This is a genomic window from Caballeronia sp. dw_276 (genome assembly GCF_018449635.1).
Lineage (GTDB): Bacteria > Pseudomonadota > Gammaproteobacteria > Burkholderiales > Burkholderiaceae > Caballeronia.
On the sequence record NZ_JAAVUV010000004.1, the window covers coordinates 273634 to 289351 of the forward strand.

13 protein-coding genes are annotated in these 15718 nt (G+C 60.0%); 6 read left to right on the forward strand and 7 right to left on the reverse strand.

Features of this window, described 5'->3' with window-relative positions; genetic code table 11:
- Nucleotides 1-71 precede the first annotated feature (71 nt).
- On the reverse strand, nucleotides 72-383 hold the full coding sequence (locus HB633_RS30825) for a hypothetical protein (RefSeq protein WP_255580848.1): 312 nt from the start codon (nucleotides 381-383) through the stop codon (nucleotides 72-74).
- 250 nt (nucleotides 384-633) lie between these two features.
- The gene (locus tag HB633_RS10085; protein ID WP_213777959.1) at nucleotides 634-1854 is read right to left on the reverse strand and encodes an MFS transporter; all 1221 of its coding nucleotides are present in this window, start codon (nucleotides 1852-1854) and stop codon (nucleotides 634-636) included.
- Nucleotides 1855-1995: 141 nt separating this feature from the next.
- Between HB633_RS10085 and HB633_RS10090 the strand changes: the two genes are divergently transcribed.
- Nucleotides 1996-2442, forward strand: a complete 447-nt coding sequence (locus HB633_RS10090; RefSeq protein WP_213777960.1) for a helix-turn-helix domain-containing protein — start codon at nucleotides 1996-1998, stop codon at nucleotides 2440-2442.
- A gap of 55 nt (nucleotides 2443-2497) precedes the next feature.
- On the opposite strand, the gene gabD is transcribed toward HB633_RS10090, so the two are convergent.
- Both gabD and gabT read right to left on the reverse strand, forming a co-directional pair.
- Nucleotides 2498-3955 (reverse strand): NADP-dependent succinate-semialdehyde dehydrogenase, encoded by a 1458-nt coding sequence (gabD, locus tag HB633_RS10095; RefSeq protein WP_213777961.1) that lies wholly within the window; start codon nucleotides 3953-3955, stop codon nucleotides 2498-2500.
- Complete coding sequence (gene gabT / locus HB633_RS10100) at nucleotides 3952-5235, reverse strand: 4-aminobutyrate--2-oxoglutarate transaminase (RefSeq protein ID WP_213778211.1); 1284 nt, start codon at nucleotides 5233-5235, stop codon at nucleotides 3952-3954. The genes gabD and gabT overlap by 4 nt, the downstream gene beginning before the upstream one ends.
- A 138-nt stretch (nucleotides 5236-5373) precedes the next feature.
- Here gabT and HB633_RS10105 point away from each other — a divergent pair, with 138 nt between their 5' ends.
- Nucleotides 5374-6906: a PLP-dependent aminotransferase family protein gene (locus HB633_RS10105; protein WP_213778212.1), complete on the forward strand. Its 1533-nt coding sequence runs from the start codon at nucleotides 5374-5376 to the stop codon at nucleotides 6904-6906.
- Here the strand turns inward: HB633_RS10105 and HB633_RS10110 are convergent.
- From HB633_RS10110 to HB633_RS10120, 3 genes are all read right to left on the reverse strand, one after another.
- Complete coding sequence (locus HB633_RS10110; RefSeq protein ID WP_213777962.1) at nucleotides 6861-7208, reverse strand: chaperone modulator CbpM; 348 nt, start codon at nucleotides 7206-7208, stop codon at nucleotides 6861-6863. The two genes, HB633_RS10105 and HB633_RS10110, sit on opposite strands and share 46 nt — an antisense overlap.
- A 6-nt stretch (nucleotides 7209-7214) precedes the next feature.
- Nucleotides 7215-8144 (reverse strand): DnaJ C-terminal domain-containing protein, encoded by a 930-nt coding sequence (locus HB633_RS10115; RefSeq protein ID WP_213777963.1) that lies wholly within the window; start codon nucleotides 8142-8144, stop codon nucleotides 7215-7217.
- Between the two features lie 107 nt (nucleotides 8145-8251).
- A complete protein-coding gene (locus HB633_RS10120) occupies nucleotides 8252-8872 on the reverse strand; it encodes a TetR/AcrR family transcriptional regulator (protein WP_213777964.1) in 621 nt (206 codons plus the stop codon).
- A 202-nt stretch (nucleotides 8873-9074) separates the two neighbouring features.
- Between HB633_RS10120 and HB633_RS10125 the strand changes: the two genes are divergently transcribed.
- The 4 genes from HB633_RS10125 (at nucleotide 9075) to HB633_RS10140 (ending at nucleotide 15596) form a co-directional block, all read left to right on the forward strand.
- Entirely contained in the window at nucleotides 9075-10199 is a 1125-nt protein-coding gene (locus tag HB633_RS10125) for an HlyD family secretion protein (protein ID WP_213777965.1), read from the forward strand.
- A gap of 2 nt (nucleotides 10200-10201) precedes the next feature.
- Nucleotides 10202-11731: a DHA2 family efflux MFS transporter permease subunit gene (locus tag HB633_RS10130; RefSeq protein ID WP_213777966.1), complete on the forward strand. Its 1530-nt coding sequence runs from the start codon at nucleotides 10202-10204 to the stop codon at nucleotides 11729-11731.
- On the forward strand, nucleotides 11721-13274 hold the full coding sequence (locus HB633_RS10135) for an efflux transporter outer membrane subunit (protein WP_213777967.1): 1554 nt from the start codon (nucleotides 11721-11723) through the stop codon (nucleotides 13272-13274). Before HB633_RS10130 ends, HB633_RS10135 begins: the two co-directional genes overlap by 11 nt.
- 117 nt (nucleotides 13275-13391) lie before the next feature.
- The gene (locus HB633_RS10140) at nucleotides 13392-15596 is read left to right on the forward strand and encodes an OsmC domain/YcaO domain-containing protein (RefSeq protein WP_213777968.1); all 2205 of its coding nucleotides are present in this window, start codon (nucleotides 13392-13394) and stop codon (nucleotides 15594-15596) included.
- Nucleotides 15597-15718 lie beyond the last annotated feature (122 nt).

The following is a 15718-nucleotide window of genomic DNA, read 5'->3' on the forward strand; positions in this document are numbered from 1 at the left end:
CGCAAGCACATCCTCGGCCATGGGAAGCAGTATAGTTTCTTCGTCGACGACGTGATGGATGACTTCGCGTATTAGCTGCATGAACGTATCGTCATAGGCGGAGGTGTCGAGAGCCATAGTGTGGAGCTTCGGAATGCTCTCGCGCATTTTTTATTGTGCTCCGGGACACTCTTGTCCAGAGCGATGGCGGTCGGTCGTGCAGTAGGAAGCGCCGGATAAAAAACCTCTTCTTCAAGCTGCGCGTGGATTTCAGGTGCGGCACAAATCGTATTTACAAGCGCCGCCTTGCGCCATTTAAGGGCGTCAGTCCTGTAACGGTGAAATGCGGCCAATACATGGGTGTGATCGAGCTTGATCACGGAGGGTGTGAATAGCAGGTCCATGTTTGGGTCCGTATCAGATATGGGCGGTGCGCAATCCATTGCAACACGGGTCGCTTCGGCTAGGATGCATGCTCGAGGCGCGCCATTGTAGCGATCGCCAGAACACTTGCTGGACAACGAAAGGCGAAACTTATTCGATATTTAAGTTGAGAAATTCTGGTTTGGGCGCTGGAAAATCGAAACTTGTCGCTGGTTGGGGTAGGTTCAATGAGCCGTGGAGGCCATCCTGCCGTGAGCGATAGTCGCAACTTTATCGTCCGTTAACAACGCGGCGCGCATGCGTCAATCGCAATGTGAGCGCCCAGAACACCATCGCCATGCCGCTAACCGCAAAGCCGAGCGCGCATACGCCATTCCATCCGGCTTTCGCATAAACCCATGTCGATAAAACGGCGCCGAGTCCGCTGCCGGCCGAATAAAACAGCATGTAGCAGCCAACCAGCCGCCCGTGCGCTTCGGGCCGGGTGCTGAAGATCATGCTCTGGTTGATAACGTGTATGGCTTGTCCACCCATGTCGAGCAGGACGATTCCAACGATCAGAAGCGCAATGCTGTGCGGCATGAAGCCAATCGGAATCCAGCACGCAAGCATGCATATCAGCGCGATGCCCGTAGTCCATTGCCCGAGTCCGCGGTCCGCAAGATGACCCGCGCGCGCCGCTGCAAGCGCGCCGATTGCGCCGACCAGACCGAAGCTTCCTATTTGCGTATGCGACATCGAAAAAGGCGGCGCGCTCAGCGGCAAAACCAAAGCGCTCCAGAAGATGCTGAAGGCTCCGAACATCAGCAATCCAATCATCCCGCGAACCTGGAGCACACGTTCTTCGGCAAGCAGCGTGAACATGGAGCGCAACAGCTTGCGGTACGTAAGCGCAACCGGCTGGACATGCGACAACGGCAATACACGCGACAGCACCACCAACATGATGGTCGCGAACACGCTCGACAAGAAATACACCCAGCGCCAGCCCGCAATGTCTGTCACGACACCGGCCAGGGACCGCGCCATGAGCAAACCGACCACCACGCCGCTTTGAGTTGCGCCGACCACCCTGCCACGCTCCGATTCGTGCGCAAGCGTCGCGGAATATGCGATCAGCCCTTGCGTCATTGCGGTGCCGGCCATACCCACGCCAACCATGCCGATCAACAACACGACCGGCGACGCCGAAATTCCAACTACGATTAGCGCAGCTACAAGAAACACGAGCTGCACGCAGATCAGGCGCTTTCGGTTCACAAGGTCGCCGAGCGGCACAACCAGCAACAACGCAAGTGCGCAGCCAATTTGCGTGGCAGTGACTACGCCGCCGACCGCCGCATGGCTGATATGAAAGTCTGACGAGATGGCATCCAGCAACGGTTGCGCGTAATAGACGTTCGCGACGCTCACTGCGCAACATATCGCGAGCAGCAGCACCAACGGGGTCGGAACACGAAGAGGTAAGCGTTGCGTGCTTGCGGCATTCATCGGTGATTCCTCGGTTCGATAAAATCTAGTTGTGTTTTGAAACTGGTTTGAGTGTAAAGGAAACTTGTTTTAAAATGCAACTAGTTTGGGCGGTGATGTACAGGCGATTGTTCTGCCGAAAACAACGATGGAGGTAGTCTCATGGCTCGAGGTAAAAGCCCAGCGGATTCTTCATGTCCGGTCGCGCGGGCACTCGATGTGGTCGGTGACCGATGGTCGCTGCTGATCATTCGCGACGCATTCGACGGCATTCGCCGGTTTGGAGAGTTTCAGGAGAGCCTCCTGATTGCGCGAAATATTTTGACGGACCGGCTCAAGCAGCTCGTCGAGTCGGGTCTGCTGGATTGCGTTCCTGCATCCGACGGATCGGCTTATTGGGAATATGTGCTGACGCCCAAGGGCAAGGCGTTGTTCCCTGTGATCGTCACGTTGCGCCAGTGGGGCGAGGGGAATTTATTTGAACGCGGGGAGAAGCATTCGGTATTGATCGACCGGGCCAATGGGAAGCCCGTGCCGAAGCTCGCGATAAAAAACGCGGAGGGAAAGGCGCTTGCAGCCGAAGGGACGTTCGTAAAGAAAGTGGATTGACGCTGACAGTTGCCAGAGAGGCTTCCCCGGGCAATGCCGGGGAAGCCTGCAAACATCAGACCGCCATGCACAAATACTTGATCACAAGATAATCATCGATCCCATAACGTGATCCTTCGCGCCCCAAACCCGATTGCTTGACGCCGCCAAACGGCGCAACTTCATTCGATATCAATCCGGTATTGATGCCGACCATGCCGTATTCGAGCGCTTCGGCCACCCGCCAGATACGCCCGATATCGCGGCTATAAAAATACGCTGCAAGACCGAACTCGGTATCGTTGGCCATCCCAATGACGTCTTCATCGGATGAAAAACGGAAGAGCGGCGCGAGCGGACCGAAGGTTTCTTCCTTTGAAACCAGCATGTCCGGCGTCACATCGGCCAGAACCGTCGGTTCAAAGAAACCATGCCCAAGCGCATGGCGTTTGCCGCCGGACAAAACCCGCGCGCCTTTTTCCACGGCATCGTGAATGTGAGATTCAACCTTCCGCACAGCGGCATCGTTGATCAGCGGTCCGAGCAGCACGCCGGAATCCACGCCGTTGCCGACCTTCAGCTTTTCGACGGCCGCGCTCAGCTTCGCTGCAAACGCGTCGTACACGCGGTCGTGCACATAAAACCGGTTCGTACATACGCACGTCTGCCCGCTGTTCCGGTACTTCGATGCCAACGCGCCTTCAACGGCAGCGTCGATATCGGCGTCATCGAACACGATGAACGGCGCATTGCCGCCCAGTTCCAGCGATACCTTCTTGACCGTCGGCGCGCTTTGCGCCATCAGCAAGCGGCCGACTTGCGTGGACCCCGTGAACGACAACTTGCGCACGACGGGGTTACTCGTCAACTCTGCCCCAATCGCTTTAGGGTCGCCGGTCACGATGTTCAGCACGCCCTTCGGCACCCCCGCGCGCTCGGCGAGCACCGCCATTGCGAACGCCGAGAATGGCGTGGCTTCGGCGGGCTTGACCACGATCGGGCAGCCGGCTGCGAGCGCGGGGCCGACCTTGCGCGTGATCATCGCGGCGGGGAAATTCCAGGGCGTGATCGCGGCGCACACGCCAATGGGTTCCTTCGTCACCACGATGCGTTTGTCGGCGGCGGGGGAAGCCAGCGTATCGCCTGAAACGCGTTTGCCTTCTTCCGCGAACCATTCAATGAACGATGCCGCATAACCGATTTCGCCCTTCGCTTCGGCAAGCGGCTTGCCTTGTTCGCGCGTGAGGATCATCGCGAGGTCGTCGGCGTTTTCGAGCATCAGATCGTACCAGCGGCGCATGATGGCGGCGCGTTCCTTCGCCGTTTTCTTGCGCCACGCGGGCCACGCTTTGTTGGCTGCATCGATTGCACGACGTGTTTCCGCAGTCCCCATATTGGGCACGGTGCCGAGGGACTCGCCGGTGGCGGGATCGGTGACTTCAAACGTGGCGTTGTTGTCGGCGCCTTGCCATTCACCATCGATGAACGCCGCGTGACGCAGCAGCGTTGGATCTTTCAACGCGATCATGCTCATGCCGTTGCTCCGACTTCTTCCGTCAGCACTTCTTCGAGAATTTCGAGGGCTTCATCGAAGACGGCGTCCTGGATCGTCAGCGGAAACAGGAAACGGATCACGTTGCTGTACACGCCGCAAATCAGCAGCAACAAGCCGCGTTCAAGCGCGCGTGTCTGAACGCGCTTCGCGAACGCTGCATCGCCTTCGGTCGTCCCCGGCTTGCAGAACTCGACGGCGATCATGCCGCCCGGGCCGCGAACATCGGCGATCTGGGGTACGTCCGTTTTCAGCTTCGTCAACGTCGACTTCAGCTTGTCGCCAAGACGCGTCGCGCGCTCACAGAGCTTTTCTTCATCGATGATATCGAGCACCGCATGCGCCGACGCCACCGCCAGCGGGTTCCCCGCATACGTGCCACCGAGCCCGCCGGGCGCGACCGAATCCATCAGGTCCGCGCGGCCGACAACGCCTGAAAGCGGCATGCCGCCCGCGAGACTCTTGGCGATAGTCATCAGGTCCGGCGTCACGTCATAGTGCTGCATGGCGAAGAGCTTGCCGGTGCGCGCGAAGCCGGTCTGGACTTCATCGGCAATGAGCAGGATGCCGTGGGTATCGCAGAGCTTGCGCAGCGCGCGCACGAATTCTGCCGGCGCCTGATAAAAACCGCCTTCGCCCTGCACCGGTTCGAAGATGATCGCGGCGACCCGCTTCGCTTCAATGTCGGCGGCAAACAGATATTCGATGGCCCGAAGCGAGTCCTCGACCGTGACACCGCGCACGGGATTGGGGAACGGCGCGTGATAGATGTCCGATGGGAACGGACCGAAGCCGATCTTGTACGGCGCGACCTTGCCGGTCAGCGCCATGCCCATGAACGTGCGGCCGTGGAAGCCGCCCGTGAACGCGATCACGCCCGGACGCCCGGTCGCGGCGCGCGCGATCTTGATGGCGTTTTCGACGGCTTCGGCGCCGGTCGTGAAGAACGCGGCTTTCTTTTCGAAATTGCCGGGCGCACGCGCGATGATCTTCTCGGCCAGCGACACATACGATTCATACGGCACGATCTGATACGCGGTATGCGTGAAGCGTTCGAGCTGTGCGCGCATGGCCGCAACGATCTTCGGATGCCGATGCCCCGTGTTGCACACTGCGATCCCCGCCGCGAAGTCGATAAACCGTCGCCCCTCGACGTCCCACAACTCGGCGTTTGCAGCGCGGTCGGCGTAGAAGTCGCACATCACTCCAACACCGCGCGGCGTGGCGGCGTCCTTGCGTGCTTTGAGGTCGGCGTTTTTCAGGTTCTGGCTCACGGCGTGGTTCCTTGGCAAGTTGTTCGGGTAATAAGCGATGCCATCGACTATAGTAAGATTTGGCTCTTTAAATCAGAGCCATTTCCGTGTTTTTATAGGAGCCAATTCGTGCGGGCCACTTCCCCGATGCGCGCAAGCATGTTGTCCGACTGGCTGGCTCAGCGGATCGAACGCAATGGCGAGCAGCCGATTTATCGGCAATTGCATGGGCTGTTGCAGCAGGCGATCCTGTCGCGCGAGTTGCCCGCGGGAACCAAGGTGCCGTCGTCGAGGTTGCTCGCAAGCGAGTTGGGACTCGGGCGCAATACCGTTACGCAGGTCTATGAGCAGCTCGCGCTCGAAGGCTATGTGTGGTCGGCGACGGGGCAAGGGACTTTCGTGGCCGATAGCGCGCCCGATGAGATCGTCGGCAATGACGCAATCGTCTCAGGCGTGGAGCCGGACATCGAGCCGCGTGTGCTGTCGCAGCGCGGCACGCGCCTGCTGCAAGGCGCCGGTGTTTCCACGCGGCAGGAGGGCGCGTTCATGCCGGGTGTGCCGGATGTGTCGCGGTTTCCCGCGGCGGTATGGAGCCGGTTGCAGAGCAAGTACTGGCGGCGGCTGCGGCCCGATCTGCTGACCTACGCGCCCGGCGGCGGCTTGCCGAAACTGCGGCAGGTGCTTGCGGATTATTTGCGTACGTCGCGCTCGGTTCGATGCACGCCCGAGCAGATCATCGTGACGACGGGGATTCATCAGTCCATCGATCTCGCGGTGCGCCTGCTGACCGATTCCGGCGATGTCATCTGGACCGAGGACCCATGTTATTGGGGCGTTCGCAGCGTGCTGCAGGTCTCGGGTTTATCGATGAAAGCGATTCCCGTCGACGCCGAAGGCATCAATCCGTCCGCCGATGATCTCGCCGATCCGCCCAAGCTGATGCTCGTCACGCCATCGCATCAATACCCGCTCGGCATGGTGATGAGCCTCGCGCGGCGGCGCATGTTGCTGGAGTTCGCGCGGCAAAACGGCTGCTGGATCATCGAGGACGATTACGACAGCGAGTTTCGATATGGCAGCCGGCCGCTGGCGTCGCTGCAAGGGCTCGATAAGGACGGTCAGGTGATCTACGTCGGCAGCTTCGGGAAGACGCTGTTTCCGGGGTTGCGGGTCGGTTATATCGTGGTGCCGGAGGGGTTGTCCGCAAGTTTCGCCACGGCGTCCGCCGAGTTGTATCGCGAGGGGCAGTTGCTGCAGCAGGCGGTGCTGGCGGAGTTCATCGCGGAAGGGCATTTCACGTCGCATATCCGGCGCATGCGCGGGGTCTACGGCCAACGCCGCCAGATCGTGTTGGATACGATCAGAAAGCGCTACGGCGATACGTTGCAAATCGAAGGAGGCGATGCGGGCTTGCATCTGGTGCTTCGGCTGCCCGACGGCGTGGATGACCGGCAAGTGGCAAAAGCCGCGCTCGATGTGAACGTCGTCGTGCGACCGCTGTCAGGGTATTTCTTGCGGCCGGGGAGGGAGGTTTCTGGTTTGCTGATCGGATATGGCGGCGTGCCGGAAGACGAGATCGAGCCGGCGTTCGACCGGCTGACCGAAGTATTGAGCCGATACGGCGTGCTTCCGTATCAAGGCTTGCAGGACGTCTCGAACGTATCGCCTCGATCGTCCTGACGTGCGAGGCGGGCGCGCAACGTGTCGATCTGGTCGAGCAGATCGAGTGCCAGCGCTACGCCTTGCGCATTCAGTTGCAGATCGCGCGTCAGCCGTTGTGCGGTGACGGCGCGTCGCAGTGAGGCGCCACTGAACCGCCATTCCTCGATGCGCGCCCCGCGAGGCTCGAACGCTCCTTCATTCACCCATAGCGTGAACTGTTCTTCGGACGCGCCAGTGACGCGGCACAGTTCGATCAGTGTGAACTCGACATGTTCCTCGACAATATCGCCCTGCAGATAGACCGGATCGCTTTCTTTCATGATGGGTCACCCATAAAAATTCGCGCGCGGGTCGAACTCGAACGCCTCGCGCAAGGCGTTGTAGGCCGCTTTGCGGGCTTCGGTATCAGCCTGGGGCAGAACGATTCCGAGCACGACGTATAGATCGCCGGCCGGGTTTCCAGGGATGCCACGTCCTCGAAGTCTTAGACGGCGGCCGGCCGCCGAACCGGCCGGGACGGTCATGGTCACCTGACCGGATGGCGTCGGTACGACCACTTCGGCGCCCAATGCCGCTTCCCACGGCGCCACGGGAAGATCCAGCGTCACATCGCGACCATCGACCCGATATTGCTTGTGTTCCTCGAGCGTGACCTCAAGATACAAATCGCCCGCCGGTGCATTGCCGGTGCCCGCGCCGCCTTGGCCGGCGAGGCGCAGCCGCTGTCCATCGAGAATGCCTTTCGGGATCGATACATCGAGCGTGCGCGTTTGATAAGTGACGCGGCCCTGGTCATCGACCGAAGGCATTTGCAACGTGAACGTCCGGTGCGCGCCGTTGTACGTGTCCGCAAGACTGACCGATACCCGCGCGTGATGGTCTTCGCCACGCCAGTCGAACGACTGGGAGCGCGGCGCATGGCGTTGACGCGCGCCGAAGAGATCGCTGAAGAAATCGTCCGTGTCCTGAGCGCCGCCCGCTCCGTGGTACTCGAAGCCGTCGCTGACATCCGGGCGCGGGCGAATCTCGTCGCCGTCTTTCAGACCGGTGCCGAGGGCATCGAAGGCGGCGCGCTTCTCGGGATCTCGCAACACCTGGTAGGCCTCGCCCACCTCCTTGAAACGCGACTCGGCGTCGGCGTCCTTGTTGAGGTCCGGGTGAAACTTGCGTGCGAGCTTGCGATGAGCGGTCTTGATCTCCGCCTCGGTTGCCGTTCGCGGAACACCCATTACGGCGTAATAGTCCTTGTATTTCATGGTTTAGCCTGTTTCGTCTAATCGTTAGACCCGCACTGAAGGTGACCTGCGGCCCTCGGCCAAGCTGTCCCACAAATATACAAGCATGTTCCCATGCCGTCGAACGCTTACAGAAAAGGCTTCAGTGTGCCGGCGGCCACGAAGAGGGCGACCGTCTGCTTTACGTGCGCCCGGATGTCGCCACGGATGACATCCAGCTCTTCGCCCATCAGGGCGCGCATAAGCATGGGCGAGACGATTGCGTCGAGGAGCTGGGTTGCGAGCGCGTGTGCGTGCCGCTTGCTCGCGGCTTGTGCGCGGGCGTCGAGCGCGCGCCCGGAATGATCGGCGATCATCGTCGCCACTGCGTCTATTGCGCGCGACCTGCCGGCGTCGCTTGTCAACTTCGCAAGCGATGGAAACCGCGGCGCGTCCGCGACCACCATCCTGATCAGTCCGATCACCTCGTCGCTCAGCAATCGCGTGACGAGCGTCTGTGTCACCAGCACCAGACGCTGCTGGAGTTCGGCTGATTGCGGCGCGTCGAACACCAGACGCAGGCTGCGTTCGCAGTTTCGTTTGACCACTTCTGAAAACAGCGCTTCCTTGCCGCTGTACCGGCTGTAAAGCGTTGCCTTGCCCGCGCCGGCTGCCTCCGCGATCCGTTCGAGCGAAGCCCCGCCAAAACCATGCTGAAGGAACATGGCCGTAGCGGCATCGAGGATCCGCTCTTCGACGTCGCCCGCCATTGCATTCGATGGTCGGCCTTTCTTGCGCGAGAAAATTGACCGGATCGGACAAGACAAAGTCTCTGCATCAACACTTTTCGGGATGCGGCTCACAACGGTTCCTTCGGGAATTGCCTGCAAGGATTATCGCAGGCTTTTTTAATAGAACGATACCGTTCCGTTCTATTGTAGAATGCATCTCAATATTATTTTGGAGAATGCAATGGCCGGAAGTGAAAGCGAAAACAGCACGCCCTCCGGCGAAGAAAAACCTGATGGAGACCACGCCGGAGAAAAGGGGCAGGACCAGGAATCATCGAAGCCGATGAGCCCGGCGCGCAAGCGCATGAACGCGGTCATAGGCGGAGTGGTGCTGCTGATTTGCGTGGCTGCAGGCGTTGCCTACTGGCTGCATAGCCGACATTACGAAAGCACGGACGACGCCTTCATAGATAGTAATCAGAGCCAGATCGCCTCGCAGGTGAGCGGTCGGGTGGTCGAACTGCTCGTGTCAGACAACCAGCATGTCGAGAAAGACCAGCCGCTGCTGCGCATTGACCGGCGCGACTTTGAAGTGAAGCTCGAACAAGCCGAAGCGCAGGAAGCAAACGCTATTGCACAGGTCGCGCAGGCGCGCGCCGACCTGCTTTACCAGACGGCGAGCCTCGCGCAGCAGACCGCGCAAGTGCGCGTGGCGCAAGCCGACCTGACGCAGGCGCAGCAGGACCTGACCCGCTTCACGGGAACGGACCCGGCCGCCATCACGCGCCAGCAACTGGAACAAAGCCAGGCGACGACCAAGAGCTCGCTTGCCAAGCTCGACAGCGCCAAGCAGGCGGTTCAGGCGGGCGAAGCGCAGGTTGCATCGCAGAAAACGAAGATCGATGCCGCGCTGGCTTCCGTGCGACAGAATCATGCCGATGTCGACAACGCCAAGCTGCAACTGAGCTATACGGAAGTGCTCGCGCCGCAAGCCGGGAAGGTGACGCGGCGTACTGTGAACCTTGGCAACTACGTCACGCCCGGGCAGGCACTGGTCGCGGTCGTACCTGATGAAATGTGGGTGACCGCCAACTTCAAGGAAACCCAGCTTGTTCACATGAACGTGGGACAAGCCGTGGATGTCACCGTCGACGCCTATCCGGACAAGGTCCTTCACGCACACGTAGAGAGTCTGCAACGCGGGACCGGGTCGGTCTTCAGCAGCCTGCCCGCGGAAAACGCGACGGGTAACTATGTGAAGGTCGTGCAGCGCCTGCCCGTGAAGATCGTCTTCGATGGCGACGACTGGCGCCACCTGCCTCTCGCGCCCGGCCTCTCGGTCAGCCCGCGCGTGACGGTGCGATAAACATGGCCACGACTCATGTAGCGTTGCCAAGGTCGGCGGCGGGGCCGTTCAACCCGTGGCTGATTGCGGTCATCGTGTCGATTGCGACCTTCATGGAAGTGCTCGACACCACCATCGCGAACGTGGCGCTCCGGCATATTGCCGGTGGTCTTGGCGCGAGTCTAGACCAGAGCACGTACATCACGACCAGTTATCTCGTGAGCAACGCGATCGTATTGCCGATCAGCGGCTGGCTTGCGAACGTGATCGGCCGCAAGCGGTTCTACATGATCTGCGTGCTGCTGTTCACGGTCAGTTCGGTGGCGTGCGGGTTTGCGACTTCCTTGCCGATGATGATCGTCTTTCGCGTGCTTCAAGGTCTCGGCGGCGGCGGCCTCGCGCCCGTCGAGCAAAGCATCTTCGCCGATACCTTCACGCCCGAAAAACGCGCGATGGCGTTCGCGCTATACGGCTTCACGGTCGTGACGGCGCCCGCTATTGGACCGATGCTGGGCGGCTGGATCACCGAGAACTATTCGTGGCACTGGGTGTTCCTGATCAACCTGCCCGTTGGCATCGTGTCGCTTGTTTTGACGTGGATGTTCGTGAGCGACAGCAAGCTCGTGCAGCAGGAACGGCGCGCGCTGCTCGACAAAGGGCTGCGCATCGACTATCTCGGGTTCTTCCTGGTTGCGGTCGGTTTTGGCTGCCTGCAGATCGTGCTCGACAAGTTCGAGCGCGAGGACGGGTTTTCGTCGAACTTCATTTGCTCCTTCACCGTGGTTGCTTGCGTTGCGCTGATTGCGCTGGTCATTCGCGAGCTGACCGTCGCGCAGCCGATCGTGAACCTGCGGCTGTTCAAGTCGCGCGCGTTCGCCATCAGTTGCAGCGTGATGTTCGCGTTCGGTTTCATCATCAACAGCACGACGCAGATCCTGCCGCAATTCACGCAGGAACTGCTGGGCTACGACGCAACCAACGCGGGCCTCACGCTCGGACTTGGCGGCCTCGTCACGCTGTTCATCATGCCGATAGCCGGCGTGGTGACCGGCCGCGTTTTCCAGCCCAAGTGGCTCGTGATGATGTCGCTCGCGGGCACCGGAGTCGCGTTGCTTCATACCGCCGGACTCAACCTGAACATCGGGTTCTGGGATGTTTCGTTGTCGCGGCTTTATCAGGTCATCTGGCTGCCCTTCCTCTTCATTCCGCTTTCGACCGTGCAGTTCATCGGCATTCCGCCGAAAGAAAACAACAACGCGTCAGCGCTCATCAACATGATGCGCAATCTCGGCGGCAGTTTCGGGGTGTCGCTGGTGACCACGCAGCTTGCGTGGCGGGACCAGTTTCACCATGCGCGGCTCGCCGAGCACATCACGCCATACAACGGCTTTGTCAATTCGCTCGGATCGATCGCAAGCAGAGTCGAGCAGCAGGCGTCCGTCTTGAGTTACCTCGATGTGTTCATCATGCTGGGCGTCATCTCGCTCGTGCTGTGTCCCATCTGTTTGTTGTTGCCGAAGCTGCCGAAGGGGGCACAGGTCAATGCGCATTGATTATCGATGGATTCCGTTTGTAGCCTTCTTGTCCGCCTGCACGATGGGACCCAACTTCGAGCGTCCCGCACTGCAGACGCCGGCGCAATGGCCCGACGCCGCGTCTACCGCCGATGCCGTTCGTTCGGTCGCGGTGCCCGAGCCGGTCGATCCGTTGTGGTGGAACAGTTTCGGCGATCCGCTTTTGACGCAACTGGTCAAGCGCGCCATCGACAATAATCTGGATATCAAGGTCGCGGCGGCGCGCGTCGCCGAGTCGCGCGCGCAACTCGGGCAAGCGAAGGCGGATGAATTCCCTACGCTTAACGGCAACGCGTCCTATACCCGCGAGCTGCAGAGCGCCGATGGCGTCATCGGTTTGCTCGGAGGCAGCGGGTCACCATCGGCCACCGATACGAACGGGCTCGGCGGACGGCAGGGCGGCGTGCCCACGCAAAGCGCCACGTCGAGCGCACTGCCGCCGTTCAACCTGTTCCAATATGGCTTCGATGCATCGTGGGAACTCGACCTCTGGGGTCGCGTGAGGCGCACGGCGGAAAATGCCAGCGCTACCGTCGATGCCCAGAACGAAGCACGGCATGACGCGATCGTTTCGACCGCTGCGGAAGTCGCCCGCGATTATCTGAATTTGCGCGGCACGCAGGAGAAGCTGCGTATCACGCGCGAGAACCTGGCGTTCGCGCAGCGCACCGTGCAACTCACGGACGAGCGCGCGAAGCACGGACTTGCTACGGACCTGGATGTCGCCAATGCGCAGAGCCAGGCCGAATCGAACGCCGCCGACATTCCGCAGGAAGAGCAGCAGGAAGCGAAGCTGATCAACGCCATTGGCGTGTTGCTCGGCGAGTACCCGCAAGCGCTCGCGGCGCAGTTGGCGCCGGCTTCAGCAGTGCCGATGGCGCCGCCGCGCGTGCCGATCGGGCTTTCATCGGAACTGGCGCGATGCAGGCCGGATATCCGCGAGGCCGAAGCGCAGCTTCACGCGGCGACGGCGAGTATCGGCGCGGCGAAGGCGGATTTTTTCCCGAAGATCACGCTGTCAGGGAGCGTCGCCATTCAGGCTACGCAGTTCACGAATCTGGGAAGCTGGGGCGCGCGCAGCTATAGCGCGGGCCCGAGTCTGTCGATTCCCATTTTCGAGGGCGGTCGTCTGCGCGCGACGCTCGCGTTGAGGGAGGCGCAGCAGCAGGAGGCGGCGATCACGTATCGCAAGACGGTGTTGTCGGCGTTTCAGGAAGTCGACGACGCGCTTACGGGCTTTGCTTCAGAGCAGCGCCGGCGTGACCGGCTGGATGCGAGTGTGCAGGCGTCCAAGCGTGCGTTGGATATCGCGAACAAACGCTATGTGCGGGGGCTGTCGAATTATCTCGATGTGCTGACGGCGCAGAAAGCCTTGCTGACGAGCGAGCAGCAATGGGTCGACAGCACGGCGACGGTATCGACGAATCTTGTCTCGCTGTACAAAGCGCTGGGTGGCGGCTGGGATGTCGAGGACGCGGAGTACGCGAGCCGCGGGGCGATGGCTACCGCAGGGCGAGAATGAAGGGGGAAGCGACCGTGGTCAAACAGGGACTTGCCGCGAACGTCAGTTAGGTGCAACTGCACTTGGCAGCGGATAATAGCGGCTACGACATTTTGAGCGCTATTTTAGGATTCCCCCATGGAAATCAAAGTCAACTTCCTCGATAAGCTGCGTCTTGAAGCCAAGTTCGATGACTTCACGGTAATAGCCGACCAGCCTATCCGATATAAGGGCGACGGCTCGGCGCCGGGTCCCTTCGACTATTTTCTGGCCTCATCGGCCTTGTGCGCAGCTTATTTCGTGAAGTTGTACTGCGTGACTCGCAATATTCCTACCGAAAATATCCGCCTGTCGCAGAACAATATTGTTGATCCGGAAAACCGGTACCAGCAGATTTTCAAGATTCAGGTCGAGTTGCCAGCGGATATCTCTGCCAAAGACCGGCAGGGCATCTTGCGCTCCATCGACCGTTGTACGGTGAAAAAAGTGGTCCAGGCCGGACCCGAGTTCGTGATTGAAGAGGTAGAGAACCTGGATGCCGATGCCCAGTCGTTGCTGACGTTGAAGCCGGCTTCCGACGCGAGCACTTATATTGCGGGCAAGGATCTGCCGTTGGAGCAAACCATCGCCAACATGTCGGGCACTTTGGCGGCATTGGGCATCAAGATTGAAATCGCTTCATGGCGCAATCTTGTTCCCAATGTGTGGTCGCTGCATATTCGCGATGCGCACTCGCCGATGTGCTTTACCAATGGCAAGGGAGCGACCAAGGAAAGCGCTTTGGCGTCGGCGCTGGGAGAGTACATCGAGCGATTGAATTGCAACCATTTCTACGCCGGCGCGTTTTGGGGCGAAGACATCGCCAACGCGGCGTTTGTACATTACCCGAACGAGCGCTGGTTCAAGCCTGGCCGCAAGGATGCGCTGCCGGCTGAGATTCTGGATGATTATTCTCTGCAAATCTACAATCCGGACGGCGAGTTACGCAGCTCGCATCTGATCGATACCAACTCAGGCAATACACAGCGCGGCATCTGTGCGCTGCCGTATGTGCGGCAGTCGGATGGTGAGGCGGTCTATTTCCCCTCCAACCTGATCGAAAACCTGTACGTCAGCAATGGCATGAGTGCCGGGAATACGCTGGTTGAGGCGCAAGTGCAATGTCTGTCGGAGATTTTCGAACGGGCGGTCAAACGCGAAATTCTGGAAGGCGAAATTGCATTGCCCGATGTGCCCCAGGAAGTGCTGGCGAAATACCCTGGCATTCTGGCCGGCATCAATGGGTTGGAAGAGCAGGGCTTTCCGGTGCTGGTCAAGGATGCGTCGCTGGGCGGGGTGTACCCCGTGATGTGCGTCACCTTGATGAACCCTCGGACAGGCGGTGTGTTTGCCTCGTTCGGCGCGCACCCGAGCTTGGAGGTGGCGCTTGAGCGTAGCCTGACGGAATTGCTGCAGGGCCGCAGTTTTGAAGGCCTGAACGAATTACCTCGGCCCACCTTTGCCAGTGAAGCGGTGACTGAGCCGAATAACTTTGTCGAGCACTTCATCGATTCCAGCGGCATTGTGTCATGGCGCTTTTTCAGCGCCAAAGCGGATTTCGATTTTGTCGAGTGGGATTTTTCTGGTCAGGGTGAAAACTCTAATGCGGAGGAAGCCGCGACCTTGTTCGGAATTCTCGAAGACATCGGCAAAGAGGCTTACGTGGCGGTGTATGACCAACTGGGCGCCGTGGCGTGCCGGATTCTGGTGCCGGGGTATTCGGAAGTTTACCCGGTAGAGGATTTGGTCTGGGATAACACAAACAAGGCGTTGTTGTTCCGTGCCGATATCCTGAACTTGCATCGACTGGACGATGCCGGCCTGGCCGCATTGCTCGAGCGCCTGGATAACAATGAACTGGATGAGCACTCCGATATTGCCACTTTGATCGGCATCGAGTTCGATGAAAATACGGAGTGGGGACAACTGACCGTTCTCGAGTTGAAGCTGCTGATTCATGTCGCCTTGCAGCAATTCGAGGAGGCGCAAGAGTTGGTAGGCGCCTTCCTGCAGTACAACGACAATACGGTCGAGCGGGGATTGTTTTACCAGGCCTTGAATGTGGTGCTGGAAGTGATGCTCGACGACGACCTGGAACTGGATGACTACGTGGTCAACTTCCGCCGGATGTTCGGCGACGCCCGGATGGACGCAGTAATGGGATCAGTAGACGGCAGCGTGCGGTTCTATGGTTTGACGCCCACGAGCATGAATCTGGAGGGTCTCGACAGGCACCACCGCTTGATCGACAGTTACAGGAAATTGCATAAGGCGCGGGCCAGCGTGGCCGCTGCAGCGCGCTAGGGTTCCGAGTCATGGCTGGATGGGATAAGCGCCGTTTATCCCCCGGCACAAACGCATGTTGAATACCCGGGCGACCCTTTGCGCCCGGCGTGCAGCAATGACGATGCCGCCGGGGTTGATCC